The organism is Calothrix sp. NIES-2100, assembly GCF_963875285.1.
Classification (GTDB): domain Bacteria; phylum Cyanobacteriota; class Cyanobacteriia; order Cyanobacteriales; family Nostocaceae; genus Aulosira.
Genome location: NZ_CAWNLA010000001.1, coordinates 5756210 through 5769913 on the forward strand (window position 1 = coordinate 5756210; position 13704 = coordinate 5769913).

Genomic DNA, 13704 nt, shown 5'->3' on the forward strand with positions numbered 1-13704 from the left:
TTTATTGTTCCCTTGATTCCCACCAAAACTAACTCGTCGTACTTTTGAAAAAATCAGCGAGTTTGATGTAGTTTATGGAGCTAACTGATAATGCTGCAAGATATCAAAAATAAGTTACGTGGCGATTCCGTATCTTTTATAATTGCTTAACGTCCTGCAAATATTACTAAAAAACAACCACCATTCAATAAAGCAGTAATCACAGCACCAATAATTACCCCTTTCATCATTGCTAAACGCTGTTGTCTTCTTAGCCAAATACAAAGGGGAATTACATATAACAATTGCCAGATAAAAAATCCCATACTCCCAATCAATATAGTACCTAAACCATAATAGCTACTAGGGGAAAATATTTGATCGACAAGCCCAGCCAGACCAAAAATTATACCTGCTGCTAGTACATGCAATACAAATAAAATCAATATTCCTAATAAAGTTTGTAAAATTTCATTTCTTTGAGACATTTATTTATCCTTGGAGATCGCAGCGAACAATTAAATTTAAGCAGGGCGGTTATTTACTAAGTGATATCCAGCACTACCTTCGCGGTAAAACATATTGAAAGTATCAAATGGAATTATCCTACCATCGGGATGCACAATATGAATACAAGAACGCTTAACTGAGCGAACATCAAAGTTAAAAGGGTCGAGAAATTGGACAATCATTACCCGAAATACATTTGAGTAATTAATACCTTCGGGTACGGCTATCATTGGTAAACAGCACAAAAGCTGCTTGAGTGATAAAGCCGCAGAATTAGGTGAATGACTGGTAGAAAATAATTGAAAAATTTGCTGCTTTAATTCTTCATTTTGTTCATAAAGCACACTGTTAGGCATAATGTTAACAAAAACATCTGGATTAATTAACCCAGTCAGAGGTATAACTTTACCATTGAGTTTCAAGGCGTAAGCCATTGCTAAACAATCAGGATGACAGGGAACTGGGAGAATATCTTCAGGTTTAAAATAAGGACTTTGTTCTAAAATTGAGCGACGAACTTCTGTTAAAGTGTATCTGTCTCGCTTGGGGTCAAATCCTGCTAATCTCCCGGCTGCTTGTATCGGTTGAAAAGTCACACCCCGAATACATTTATGTTGCACAGCAAATTCGATAATTTTCCCAATTTCGTGGTCATTTAACCCTTTTTTGAGGGTGACAACTAAAGTAGTAGAGATATTATATTCGTTGAGATTGGCAATTGCTTTTTCCCGCACATGACGTAAATCAGCACCGCGTAACTCTTTTAAAGCGTCGGCTTCAAAGCTATCAAATTGCAAATATATCTCAATTCCTGGCAGATATTGGCTCAAGCGATCGCAGAATGATTTATCCTTAGCAATCATCACGCCATTGGTATTGATCATTAAATGCTTAATCGGCTTGGTTTTGACAATATCCAAGATTTGAAAAAACTCTGGATGAATGGTTGGTTCACCGCCGCTGAGTTGCACTATCTGCGGTTCGCCTTCATTCGCTACTACCGCATCAATCATGGTTTCAATTTGTGCTAAACTCCGATGCAGTCTTGGTTGATAGGATAATGGAGAAACTTCTTCTGCACCAGAATCGGCGTAACAAATTGGACAGGAAAGATTACATTTATCTGTAACTTCGATTAATGTTAAACAGCTATGCTGTTCATGATCGGGACAAAGCCCACAATCATAAGGACAGCCATATTTAATTGGGGTATTAAACTTGAGGGGCATATCCCCCGGTTTAATAAATTCTAGAGACTTTTTATAATATTCAATATCATCAGCGATTAAAACTTCTTCTCGTCCGTGGGTGGGACAATGCTTAACTAAATAAACACAATCATCTTGAAAAATGATTTTGGCTTCGACCTTAACTAAACATTTTGAGCAAACACTATTAGTTAAGGCGTAAAATAAATAATTGCGAGTAGGCATGGGATTTTTGAATAAGGCAAATGACAGTTTTTGTAGGGTGGGCAATGCCCACCTTACGGTTATTGATAATGCCGAAAAATGTCAGCTAAATACAATTTAAAATTAGTTTTGGAGTTGAAATAGCTGGGGAATGCTGCGGCGATAATACAAAATCGCTAATAAACAAGCAAGTTGAATGGCACTCAACCCTAAAAAGGGATGAAAATCAGGTTTAATGAAATCTACCAGAAAACGAAAGCTCAAGTAGGAAATTAAATAAAATTTAAATAAATCGCCATTTTGATATTTATAGCGGCTGCGATAGTGTAAAAATAGCATTAATAATCCTAAAAATAAGATTTCATACAATTGTGTGGGATGGCGGTGAATACCATCGCCAAAATCTACACCCCAAGGTAATTTGGTGGCGATTCCGTAAGTGCGATCGCTTAACCCTGTGAGAAAGCAGCCAATTCGCCCAATGGCTGTGCCCAAAATTAACGGATATACAAATACATCACCAGTAGATTGATGAATTCCCAGAATTTTTTTAGTAGTTTCTACGCCAATTAATCCACCTAAAAGTGCGCCGACAACTGTTTTTCCTTGCAATAATAGTAAAAGTAATTGCTGTTGATTTTGCCACATTAAGTCAATATGTTGTACCCAAACCAGCATTTTGGCGCCAATTAAAGCACCTACCATACCACCAACTATGACAGAACTACGTTGACTAGGTGCAATAGAATCTTGACGGACATGATGGATTAATAAACGAAAGGCAGTAGCATAAGCTAAAGATTCAAATAAAATATGCGGATGAATTCGTAATGAACCTAACCATATATAAACAGGGAACGTCAACATAAAAGCGCCTAATGCACCATTCTATTTGGCGGTGAGTTATGGCTTCAGCCTAACGCACCCTACTTAAGATTTACTTGATAAATGGCCTTTAATCAATCCCTGTCAATCAAATTTTAAACCTGATACGATTTGGTCAATATCCAAGCTCAAATATTTATCTATCGGTATGTACATCCAATATAAAGGTATTAGTGGATCTTGGTTAGTTTTGTGAAAGCCTAATGCTGATACTAGTTGTTCATCATTTGGATGTATGACCAGAAGATACATATCGCAAAGGTTAGGAAAATCAGTTTGGATATGAACTAATTTTTTTTGCACATCCTTTAAGAATTCACGGACGTTAATTAGCTGTTTGTAAGGTAAATCGATGTACCAACTACGAACAAAAACTGAAGTACAATTGCGATCGCCTATCTTCGCAATTTGAAATGGATCAATATCCCCGCTTGTACTCAGGTGCAGGCTTTTACGCGGGGAGAGAAAGAAATTCGCTTCCGATTCTCTCGCTACCGGATACAAGATATAAAAACCAACAGGATCTTGGGTATCGCTGCGACGCAAAACCCGCATCCCCTGGGGATATAGTTCAGCCCAACCACGTAGTATTGTGACAATTCTGTGGGCTAGTGCTGTAGCTTTTTTGTTCATCCAGTTGTAGTTGCGGGCTAAGAAACTAGCAACGGGGATGGTGTCAGTGCGGGGATTGAAGTCATCGCTGAAAAGGGCGATCGCGGTTTTAGCTGGGGTAGAATCTTGGGGATTGGGTAATGAAAACCGAATGCGAATACAAGTAGTATTACCATCAAAGTCCTTTTCAATCAGCCCCAAAGCCACAAGCTTATCAATCATCATACCCGCCGAGCGATCGCTTCCCCGTTCTTGTTCACCATAAAAAACTTCTTGTGCTTCTCGATGGGTACAAGGAACAAAGCCATCGGGTAAATCCAGTTGTGTTAAAGGTTGTTTTACTCGCTGTCCTAATTCTTCTCTTTGTTTGACGAGTAAATAAACCCACAACTTCACAAAATATTCTGCGCGACGGCGCGTTATCCCCACTCGCCCTTGCAACTGAGAAACGTATTTACGCTGTTGTTCAAGAGAAAACCATCGGTCAATACTCTGTGGATTTATCATATAGCAAGACTTCTGACTGTTAAGAGCTTGGAAAGCATCAGCAGATGGAACCGAACATTTTGCTGTACTTCATAAAAACTTCACCCTGCTTCACGTCAATTACGTAAACTTCTACCCACAAGGTTTTACCTCAACAGCATGACTGTGCTTACAGCTTACTCATTGCATAGACATAATCTCAAACATAAAAATTTAGCTAAACACCTGGAAAGAAGTCTCAAGTATAAAGGATGAATTATAAAGATATTTAAATTTTCATACTTCATACTTCAGCCTTCATCCTTGAGTTAATGCTGAGTTTTGGAGAAAATAGACAATGTTATTTCCCGATGACGAAGAAAAGTTAAATTCTGCTTTTATCCCCGGAGATAAGTCTAGCAAAAAAGATGACTTGCAGCCGATACCACAAGTTGATTTACTAAAAGCGATGATTGAAAGTTTTGTTGACGGCATCTTGATAGTAACAACTGAAGGCAAATTAATTCATGCAAATAATTATGCTCGTGCTATTTGTCATCAATTAATGCCGAAAGCAGCTGATAGTGATGTATTACCAGCAGAAATTTGGTATGTTTGTGAATCTTTAATTGAGAGTCGCGAGTTATTTCCCGAAGAACACATAATTATCGAAGCGGAAATTACACCAAAACCCACAGTTAAATTACGGTTACGAGTTAGATGGTTCCCGCTAGGCGCGAGTCAACACAAGTTTTTATTAGTGACTGTAGAGGATTGCAATCAGTATAATCAAAGTATTGCGATCGCCGATGGTAAAAAATATAATTTAACAGACCGCGAGCAGGAAGTTTGGCAGCTACGGCGAGCTAACTTTTCTTATAGAGAAATTGCTAATCAGCTTTACATTACTATTAACACAGTTAAAAAACATTTAAAAAATATTCATGTTAAACAACAAGAGATAAACAATATGAATGAATACAGATTTGTTTAGAAAATAGCACTTATGCATTGACAAAAAATACAAAATATGTGTTTTAAAAAAACACACCTATTGTAGGGGTTTAGCACTGCTAAACCCTGCATAGCGCGGATCTATCTCCCATCAAAGGAATGATTCATCAAAGCCGGAAACTCTCGAATTTGGTAAATTCATATAATTATTAATTTGTACAGTGCGTAAGTCCTGAAAAAATAGAGTTCATAAAAGTATCTGCGCAGATCCCCGACATGCTAAGTAATAATTCTCGCACTGTAACCTATAGCCCAGCTTATACAATCGTCCCTACTTATGAATGCTTTAATCGCTGTAGCTACTGTAACTTTCGCACTGACCCTGGTAAAAGTCCTTGGCTGAATCTATCAGCAGCAGAAAGCATTTTCAAACAACTGCAAAACGAAAATGTTTGTGAAATTCTCATTCTTAGCGGTGAAGTACATCCTAATTCAGCAAGACGTAAAGAATGGTTGCAACGGATTTATGATTTGTGCGAATTAGCATTTTCAATGGGATTTTTACCCCACACCAACGCAGGCCCACTCAGCTTTGCCGAAATGCAAAAGCTGAAAAATGTTAATGTTTCAATGGGGTTAATGTTAGAACAATTAACACCAAAGTTATTAAATACAGTGCATCGACACGCACCAAGTAAATTACCTGAAGTGCGGTTGCAACAATTAGCATGGGCTGGAGAATTAAAGATTCCTTTTACTACAGGATTATTATTAGGAATTGGGGAAACAATTGATGATTGCTGGGAAACTTTAACAGCGATATCTCAGTTACATCAGCGTTATCATCATATTCAAGAAGTTATCTTACAGCCCCATAGCCCAGGAAATCAGCAGACTTTTGATGCACCACCTTTTGACCCTCATCAACTACCAGAAATCATTGCAAAAGCCCGTCAGATTTTACCGACAGATATTACAATTCAAATTCCGCCGAATTTGGTAAAAGATGACCAATGGTTACTTGCTTGTTTAGCATCTGGTGCGAGAGATTTAGGCGGAATTGGGCCAAAAGACGAAGTTAATCCTGATTATCCTCATATTCAAGAGCAAGCATTGAGAGAAATTTTACAGCCTGCGGGGTGGGAATTAGTGCCGCGATTACCTGTTTATCCACAGTTTGATCATTGGTTGTCGGGGGAAGTACAAGGGGCTGTAAAGCGATCGCGCAAAAAAATGGTCAACAGTCTGTAGGGGCGGGTTGAGTGAGATCTTTACACAGAAAACAGATATGTCGGTTAAACCCGCCCCTACAACAGTCAACAGTCAACAATCAACAGTTAACGATTATATTGGAATTGTGATTGTAAACTCGGTTCCCATACCTATGTGAGAATTTACTTCCAATGTGCCATTGTGTTTTTCCACGACAATTTGATGGGCTATTGACAAGCCAAGTCCAGTACCTTTACCAACAGGTTTTGTAGTAAACAAAGGCTCAAATAGCCGTTGTTTGAGTCGTTCAGGAACACCCATCCCATTGTCAGCAATCCGAATTACAACTTGATTTTGTGAATCGGTTTCTGTTGTAATTTGAATTTGTGGACTTTTATGGCTCATTGTATCTTTAACTATGGCTTCATCAATGGCATCAATGGCGTTAGCCAAAATGTTCATAAACACTTGATTCATCTGACCTAGATAGCAGTTTACCTCTGGCAATTTTCCATAATTCTTAATCACTTCAATACAAGTGCGATTGCCATTATCTTTGAGGCGATGTTGCAAAATCATTAATGTACTATCCAGTCCTTGGTGCAAATCCGCAGGTATTTTGGTATCAGAATCCAAGCGACTGAAGGTACGCAGTGAATTAGAAACGTTCTCAATTCGTTCAGTTCCTACCTTGAATGAAGTCAAAATTTTTAGTATATCTTGCAGAACAAATTTCAAATCCAATTTTTCAATAGCAGTAGTAATTTTGGCTGTGGGATGGGGATACTCTTGTTCATACAGTTGGAGAATTTCCGTTACTCCGGCAATATATTCCTCTAAAGGTGGGATATTGCTGCTGATAAAGGTGATGGGATTGTTCATTTCGTGGGCAATCCCAGCGATTAACTCTCCCAGCGTTGATAATTTTTCTTGCTGCACCAATTGGACTTGGGCTTGTTGTAAAGCAGCGGTGCGATCGCGTACTTGTTGTTCTAAAGATTCATTCAGCTGCTTGAGTCGTAAATGTACACGCACTCTAGCAATAACTTCTTCTTGCGCAAATGGTTTGGATATGTAGTCTACTGCACCCAGAACAAAACCCTTAGTTTTACTCTCTATATCGGTTAAAGCAGTGGTAAAAATAATCGGAATGTTTTGGGTAACAGCATTAGTTTTCAACCGCCGACAGGTTTCAAATCCGTCGATACCTGGCATTTGTATATCCAGCAAAATTAACTCTGGTTGATTGCGTTCGGCTTGGGCGATCGCACTTTCCCCATCAACTGCAACACGGAAACGCAAACCCTTACTAGCCAAGGCTTCCGATAGAACAGACAAATTGGTGGGATTATCATCCACAATCAAAATAAATCCTTTATTGGCAATCTGACTCATAATAGATGTAACAATTAAATTTATGTCGAATTAATTAATGTACTGTTGAATAAAAGTTTCCAAGCGTTTAAGTTGGAAGTTACTAGCCAATTGGATGAGTTGACGAGTAAAAGCACTTAACTGTTCATCAGATGTAGTAAGTTGTTGTGCTATTTCTACAATTGTTTGAATATCTCCGTCTTGTGCCAATTCCAGAAATTCCTTTAAAACCTCATTGGCAGGTAAAACTATATGATTTGCTACAGATGAACTATCTAAATCAGTGTTGTTGATGATATTTTTCTTGCCTTCATACAACCATTCCACTCGCATAAAATGGCGCAGTAACTCTAGTAAAGTTTCTACTTCTATAGGCTTGGGCAGAAAAGCATTTGCACCGACATCAATACTTTTATATTGGTCATTTGCAAAGACACTGGCTGACGAAGCAATGATAGCTATCTGTTTAAATTCTTCCGATTGACGCAAACTTTTAATGAACTCAAGTCCACTCATCACAGGCATAATCAAGTCAGTGATAATCAAGTCTGGTTTGTGGATTTTTACTTGTTCCCATCCTTCTTGACCATTACTAGCTTCTACAACAGTAAACCCTACTGGTTCTAGTAAATTGACAATTACCGAACGATTTTCCCACTTGTCATCCAAAATCAAAATCTTGCGCCGTTGTCCTTGATAACCAATAATCGTTCCTTGCTCAACTATTCTACAAACCTTTGCCCAGTCTTGAGATTCTGGCAATTCCAAATCAAAGTAGAAAGTACTACCTTTGCCAAACTCACTTTCAAGCTGAATTTGACTACCCATCAAAGAAATAATTTTTTGGCTGATGGCTAATCCTAAACCTGTACCTTCGGCTTGTCGTTTTTGATTTCCTACTTGCTCAAACGGGAGAAAGATTTTCTCGGCTTGCTCTGAGGTAATACCCGTACCTGTATCTACTATTTCAAAGCGAATTGTATAGATAATTTCTCCCTTGTCATTGGCTGTTTGATTAATGATTTTTACTTTGAAAGTAACACTACCTTGATGAGTAAATTTAATGGCATTACCAAGCAAATTAATCAATACTTGCCGCAAGCGTTTTTCATCAGCGCGAATCCCTGTTGGTAAATCGGGATCAAGTTGCAGATGAAAGCCGATCACTTTTTGTTCAGCACGAATGCGACAAATTTCACTGACACTATCTAGAAACGCAGGTAAGTAAAAATCTATCGGATTCAATTCCAACTTTCGGGCTTCAATTTTGGAGAGATCCAAAACATCATTAATTAAGGTTAATAAATGGGAAGCACATTGGTAAATAATGCCGATTCCTTTGCTAGCTTTCTCACTTAAATTTTCTGTGCGTTGCAGAATTTGTGTATAGCCAAGGATACCGTTGAGAGGTGTGCGTAACTCATGACTCATATTCGCTAGAAATTCACTCTTAGCTTCGCTAGCATTCTTCGCCGCTTCCTCAGCTTGGCGTAATTCTTGCTCAACGCGCTTGCGTTCGACATTTTCATTGATGAGCGTTTGATTAATGGTTTCTAACTGGGCAGGACTGGGTAATTTTAGGGCTTGCGGTATGAGATAAATTAAGGCAAATGCAGTATATATCGAGATAATGGCAGTTAAAGCTTTAAGAATCCCGGAAATCCAGTAATCTGGATTCCAAAGCGTCCAAATATCCATCAAATGTCCAGTACCACAGGCAATGATAAAAGCACCAAATAACAAAAATATTCCATTGAAAGGAACATCTTTGCGCTGAGAAATAAAGTAAATCAATAACAGAGGAATAGAATAATAGGCCAGAGCGATCGTGGCATCAGAAATAATGTGGAGCCACACTAGTCCAGTGTTCCAGAGATAACAATGTCCGTGTGGGATAAAACCAGTTGAGTAGAAAGGATATTTGAAAAATGCCACCATCATACTAGAGGTTGCTAAATTTGCAATATATAGCTGTAACCTCAGTATTCCCAAATAATCCAGTCGGGAAGCTTGATCGGCATTATTCTCCCAGAAACTGGGTGTTAGGGGATTGGAGGGCATGGGGGGATGAGGGGGAAGAGGGGACAAGGGAGACAAGGGGGACAAGGGAGACAAGGGAGACAAGGGGGACAAATGCCCAATGCCCAATGCCCAATGCCCCATGCCCAATGCCCAATGCCCCATGCCCAATGACAACTGACAACTGACAACTAAGGTTTTTCCATGCCAATCTATGTTTACTGGGGTGAAGATGATTTTGCCATCGAAAAGGCGGTTGCTGTGTTGTGCGATCGCGTCCTCGATCCCCTATGGACAAGTTTTAACTATAGTTCTTTGCTCCCAGATCAAGCTGATGCGGTAGTCTCAGGATTAAATCAAGTGATGACACCATGTTTTGGCGCTGGTGGGCGGTTAGTCTGGCTAGTTAATACTACTCTGTGTCAACATTGCCCAGACAATGTTTTAGCAGAACTGACGCGCACCTTACCTGTCATTCCCGAAAACTCATTTTTATTGCTCACTAGTCGTAGCAAACCCGATGAACGCTTGAAAGCAACAAAAATATTGAAGCAATACGCCACAGAATTCCGGGAATTTGCCCTGATTCCCCCCTGGAAAACTGAGTTGCTAGTACAAGCTGTTCATCAAGCTGCTCACACTGTGGGTGTAAAATTGACACCATTAGCTATGGAATTGATTGCAGAATCCGTAGGCAACGATACACGCCTGCTTTACAATGAAATGGAGAAATTGCGGCTCTATGGTGCGGCTAGCAATCAACCGCTAGATGTAGATACTGTTGCCAAGTTAGTTAGAAATACTACCCAAAATAGTTTACAATTAGCTGCTGCCATTAGAACTGGGGATACAGTTAAAGCTCTAGCTACCTTGAACGATCTGATCAATGCTTCCGAGCCAAGTTTAAGGATAGTTGCGACATTGATTGGTCAATTTCGCACCTGGTTATGGGTAAAAATTATGATGGACAGTGGTGAGCGCAATCCCCAAGAGATCGCCAAAGCGGCTGAGGTAGGTAACCCTAAACGGATTTACTTTTTACAACAAGAAGTCAAGACACTTTCTGTACAGCAACTGATCGCTACTTTACCTCTGTTGCTGGAATTAGAAGTTAGCCTCAAGCAAGGATATTCAGATATAGCGACACTTCAGACGAAAATTATAGAACTTTGTCAAGTGTCTCGAGGAACTTGACACCAACTATGAAAATTTGATTGATTATATAAAAATTTCATGGATTGGGTAGTTTCTGGAACTTCTTACTCCTAAAATAATTCAGAGCGAATATCATATCCATACTGTAGTTCTGTGTCACACGTTATATGAAAAAAACTGCTAATTTATTTTTCCTACGTAGCTTAAAGCAGATGTTTTCCCAAACATTGTCTTACAGTGCGATCGCTACTACTGGTTTAGTCGCCAGTGTTCTCATCTTCAGCAGTCAAGCTAATGCTCAAAGCCCATCACCAGTTAATAAGGATGAAGTCACCAAGTATGCCCAATCCGTATTAGCAATGGAGCCAGCACGTCAACAAGCCTTTGATGAAATTAAAAAAATTATGGGTGGTAGAGAAATCCCGAATATCGTTTGTAACGATCCCAAAATCATTAATAGTCTACCCCCAAAAGTTAAAACTATCGCCGAAAAATACTGTAAACATTCCCAAAAAATAGTACAAGAAAATGGTCTTACTATTGAGCGTTTCAATCAGATTACTGTAGACTACCAAAATGACAATAATGTGAAACAGCAGATTTCTAATGCATTAATCCGCCTGCAAAATTCTTCAGAAAATCCTTAAGCTATAGTCATCACCAACAATTCAAAATCAGATTTTTACCTGGTAATTACGAATTATGAATTAATAACTATGTTGGGTTTCTACAGATGCTTGTCGCTTAGCATGGATATTTTTCATATGCTTCTTCACAGTGTTGATTGTGATGTAAAGCTTATTGGCAATATCTCTATAGCTATAGTTACTTCTATACAATGACCAAATTTCCGCTTCGCGTGGGGTTAAATTGTATTTTCTGACTTCAGCGATCGCCACATTTTTTAGAGACTCACCGCGATTTTCGATAGTTACTAAAAAATAAGGTGATTGGGAAATATTTAAATTCATCAATCTCACCCGAATGCGAAAAATATCGCACTGATTCACAACAATCTCATCTGATAAAATAATGAGTTGCTCATCACTAAAGCTGTGATTTTCAATTAAAGATTGGCAAAGCCTCCAGATAACTGGGTGGAGAAATTTTTGGTGATTATTTTCTGAAGTTAAGTAAGCACACATCCGCGAGCCAGATGCATTAGCATGAAATAACTCACCTACATTATTCAAAATTAAAATGCCATCTTCTAAATTTTCAATCACTGCTTGTAAAAAATAAACTTGCAGCAGTTCACCATAATTAATCTGATCTAGTTCTAGTGATTTAATTGCTGTTTGTACGGGAGTTTTTGTGATAGTAAGCATATGACAACCGCATCTGTAAAATATTAAATATTTAATCAGTTAAATTGGCAACATAATTTACCTACAACTGTGAAATTATCCATTTCGGATACAAAAAAATATTTTTTTCAGCCTACAGGTAGCGTCAGGAAAAATATGTTCTGATATATGTCGATTGCAACTTATTGAAGCAGCCACGGGTACGTAGGGGGTTACCACGCCATTTGCTACAACTCTTGCAACCCTGCTTAAGTGAGTAAAGCCGAACTGTGAAACTGTCCTGCGCTCCTGGCTCATGAAAAAGGTTGCTATTCGTGCTGTTTACCTCCGCTAATAGAGGTAAAAATGATTGTAAATTATTTTCTCAAAATCTCCCCGTAGGTAATTTAGTCCGAAGTGCGATCGCCACTAAACTGGCAAAGCGTTAGTGAAAATTTTATACAAATAGCTATGGTAGATGTTTATATTCTTGACTTATTGGTCATTGGTCTACTTTTGCTAATAGTCACATTAGGGTCAGGCTGGATTTCACGTCTACCTCTTTCCTTCGCCCTCATCTATCTTCTGGTGGGAATTTTTTTAGGCCCTTATGGTTTAGGGTTGATTCAATTGCGCCGTGATGATGTATTCAATGCCGAGTTTCTTGAAAGGATTAGTGAACTTGTAGTCATTATTTCTGTCTTTAGCTGTGGTTTAAAAATAGTCAGACCACTTAATTTAGGAATTTGGGATATTACAGCCCGCCTCATCGGATTTTTGATGCCGATTTCAATTCTTGCTCTAGCTGTTGTCGGCAAACTATTTCTAGGTATGGATTGGGGCGCGGCTATTTTATTGGGAGCAATTCTCGCACCAACCGATCCGGTGTTAGCCTCAGAAGTACAACTAACCGATACAAACGATCAAGATGAGTTACGCTTTGGTTTAACTTCTGAAGGTGGTTTGAATGATGCTTTAGCATTTCCTTTTGTTTATTTTGGTATTTATGCTCTAAAAGATAGCAACTGGAATAATTGGTTGAGAAATTGGTTGTTAGTAGATTTAATTTGGGCGATCGCTGCTGGTATAGTCATGGGCATTGTTGTTGCTAAAGCCATAGTTTGGTTAGATAAAAAAATCCAAAAGCGTCGTCGTGCCGATAACTTGATGGAAGATTTTATCGCTATCAGCATGATTTTTATAACTTATTCTTTGACAGAAGTAATCAATGGCTATGGATTTTTAGCCGTATTTGTTGCAGGTTTAGTTGCTCAACGTAGTTACCACAACCCAGAACAACCACTGGCACAACTTGAATTCATTGAGCGAGTGGAAAAACTGCTAGAAGTTGGAACAATTTTGCTATTGGGATCGATATTATTAATCCAGCCGATGCTCAATTATGCAGTTCAATCTTTAATAGTGATAGTTTTGTTATTTTTAGTCATCCGACCTGTGGGTGTTTGGATTAGTACAATAGGTAAACGTCCGCTAAATTCCCATCGTCGCACCTTTAATCCAGGAACTCGCTGGTTATTTGGCTGGTTTGGTATTCGTGGAGTTGGTTCTTTATATTATCTTGCCTATGCATTTGGTAATGGCTTAAAAGGTGACGCTGCTGAGCAAATTGCTTGGATAACTTACACTACGATTGTAGCTTCTGTAATTGTGCATGGAATTAGCGCCACGCCATTAATGAGTTGGTATGAGCGCCATCTTGCTCAAGATCCAAAACCTCATATTCCGGCGACAATTGATGAATTGGAATAAGGGCATTGGGCATTGGGCAAAAGTCAAAAGTCAAAAGTGAAGAATAATTAATTATTTCTTCCTTGTCCCCC

12 protein-coding genes are annotated in these 13704 nt (G+C 38.8%); 5 read left to right on the forward strand and 7 right to left on the reverse strand.

Annotated features, from left to right (window positions below):
• Window positions 1-146: 146 nt before the first annotated feature.
• The 4 genes from AACU32_RS23415 to AACU32_RS23430 form a co-directional block, all read right to left on the reverse strand.
• Window positions 147-467, reverse strand: coding sequence for a hypothetical protein (locus AACU32_RS23415; RefSeq protein WP_096603627.1), 321 nt, complete (start codon window positions 465-467; stop codon window positions 147-149).
• A gap of 36 nt (window positions 468-503) precedes the next feature.
• Window positions 504-1922, reverse strand: coding sequence for a radical SAM protein (locus AACU32_RS23420; protein ID WP_096603628.1), 1419 nt, complete (start codon window positions 1920-1922; stop codon window positions 504-506).
• 102 nt (window positions 1923-2024) lie between these two features.
• Window positions 2025-2765 (reverse strand): prolipoprotein diacylglyceryl transferase family protein, encoded by a 741-nt coding sequence (locus AACU32_RS23425; RefSeq protein WP_096608138.1) that lies wholly within the window; start codon window positions 2763-2765, stop codon window positions 2025-2027.
• A gap of 105 nt (window positions 2766-2870) precedes the next feature.
• Window positions 2871-3905 carry a hypothetical protein gene (locus AACU32_RS23430; RefSeq protein ID WP_339378203.1) on the reverse strand — a complete coding sequence of 345 codons (1035 nt, stop codon included), beginning with the start codon at window positions 3903-3905 and terminating at the stop codon, window positions 2871-2873.
• A gap of 316 nt (window positions 3906-4221) precedes the next feature.
• On the opposite strand from AACU32_RS23430, the gene AACU32_RS23435 reads away from it, so the two are divergent.
• Both AACU32_RS23435 and cofG read left to right on the forward strand, forming a co-directional pair.
• Window positions 4222-4857: a helix-turn-helix transcriptional regulator gene (locus AACU32_RS23435; RefSeq protein WP_096603629.1), complete on the forward strand. Its 636-nt coding sequence runs from the start codon at window positions 4222-4224 to the stop codon at window positions 4855-4857.
• Between the two features lie 236 nt (window positions 4858-5093).
• Entirely contained in the window at window positions 5094-6068 is a 975-nt protein-coding gene (cofG, locus tag AACU32_RS23440; RefSeq protein WP_096603630.1) for a 7,8-didemethyl-8-hydroxy-5-deazariboflavin synthase subunit CofG, read from the forward strand.
• Between the two features lie 93 nt (window positions 6069-6161).
• Here cofG and AACU32_RS23445 read toward each other — a convergent pair whose 3' ends face one another.
• Both AACU32_RS23445 and AACU32_RS23450 read right to left on the reverse strand, forming a co-directional pair.
• Window positions 6162-7424 (reverse strand): sensor histidine kinase, encoded by a 1263-nt coding sequence (locus tag AACU32_RS23445; protein WP_096603631.1) that lies wholly within the window; start codon window positions 7422-7424, stop codon window positions 6162-6164.
• A gap of 30 nt (window positions 7425-7454) precedes the next feature.
• Entirely contained in the window at window positions 7455-9341 is a 1887-nt protein-coding gene (locus AACU32_RS23450; protein WP_096608140.1) for an ATP-binding protein, read from the reverse strand.
• Between the two features lie 285 nt (window positions 9342-9626).
• Between AACU32_RS23450 and holA the strand changes: the two genes are divergently transcribed.
• A complete protein-coding gene (gene holA, locus AACU32_RS23455) occupies window positions 9627-10616 on the forward strand; it encodes a DNA polymerase III subunit delta (protein WP_096603632.1) in 990 nt (329 codons plus the stop codon).
• Between the two features lie 128 nt (window positions 10617-10744).
• Entirely contained in the window at window positions 10745-11224 is a 480-nt protein-coding gene (locus tag AACU32_RS23460; RefSeq protein ID WP_096603633.1) for a DUF4168 domain-containing protein, read from the forward strand.
• Between the two features lie 60 nt (window positions 11225-11284).
• Here the strand turns inward: AACU32_RS23460 and AACU32_RS23465 are convergent, their stop codons facing one another.
• On the reverse strand, window positions 11285-11905 hold the full coding sequence (locus tag AACU32_RS23465; protein ID WP_096603634.1) for a helix-turn-helix transcriptional regulator: 621 nt from the start codon (window positions 11903-11905) through the stop codon (window positions 11285-11287).
• Between the two features lie 429 nt (window positions 11906-12334).
• Between AACU32_RS23465 and AACU32_RS23470 the strand changes: the two genes are divergently transcribed.
• Window positions 12335-13633 (forward strand): cation:proton antiporter, encoded by a 1299-nt coding sequence (locus tag AACU32_RS23470; RefSeq protein ID WP_096603635.1) that lies wholly within the window; start codon window positions 12335-12337, stop codon window positions 13631-13633.
• Window positions 13634-13704 lie beyond the last annotated feature (71 nt).

Coding starts and splice junctions, on each gene's coding strand:
- holA (WP_096603632.1), top strand. CDS start 9,627: ATGCCAATCTATGTTTACTGGGGTGAAGATGATTTTGCCATCGAAAAG.
- AACU32_RS23450 (WP_096608140.1), bottom strand. CDS start 9,341: ATGGTGGCATTTTTCAAATATCCTTTCTACTCAACTGGTTTTATCCCA.
- AACU32_RS23420 (WP_096603628.1), bottom strand. CDS start 1,922: ATGCCTACTCGCAATTATTTATTTTACGCCTTAACTAATAGTGTTTGC.
- AACU32_RS23465 (WP_096603634.1), bottom strand. CDS start 11,905: ATGCTTACTATCACAAAAACTCCCGTACAAACAGCAATTAAATCACTA.
- AACU32_RS23430 (WP_339378203.1), bottom strand. CDS start 3,905: ATGATAAATCCACAGAGTATTGACCGATGGTTTTCTCTTGAACAACAG.
- AACU32_RS23435 (WP_096603629.1), top strand. CDS start 4,222: ATGTTATTTCCCGATGACGAAGAAAAGTTAAATTCTGCTTTTATCCCC.
- cofG (WP_096603630.1), top strand. CDS start 5,094: ATGCTAAGTAATAATTCTCGCACTGTAACCTATAGCCCAGCTTATACA.
- AACU32_RS23415 (WP_096603627.1), bottom strand. CDS start 467: ATGTCTCAAAGAAATGAAATTTTACAAACTTTATTAGGAATATTGATT.
- AACU32_RS23470 (WP_096603635.1), top strand. CDS start 12,335: ATGGTAGATGTTTATATTCTTGACTTATTGGTCATTGGTCTACTTTTG.
- AACU32_RS23460 (WP_096603633.1), top strand. CDS start 10,745: ATGAAAAAAACTGCTAATTTATTTTTCCTACGTAGCTTAAAGCAGATG.
- AACU32_RS23445 (WP_096603631.1), bottom strand. CDS start 7,424: ATGAGTCAGATTGCCAATAAAGGATTTATTTTGATTGTGGATGATAAT.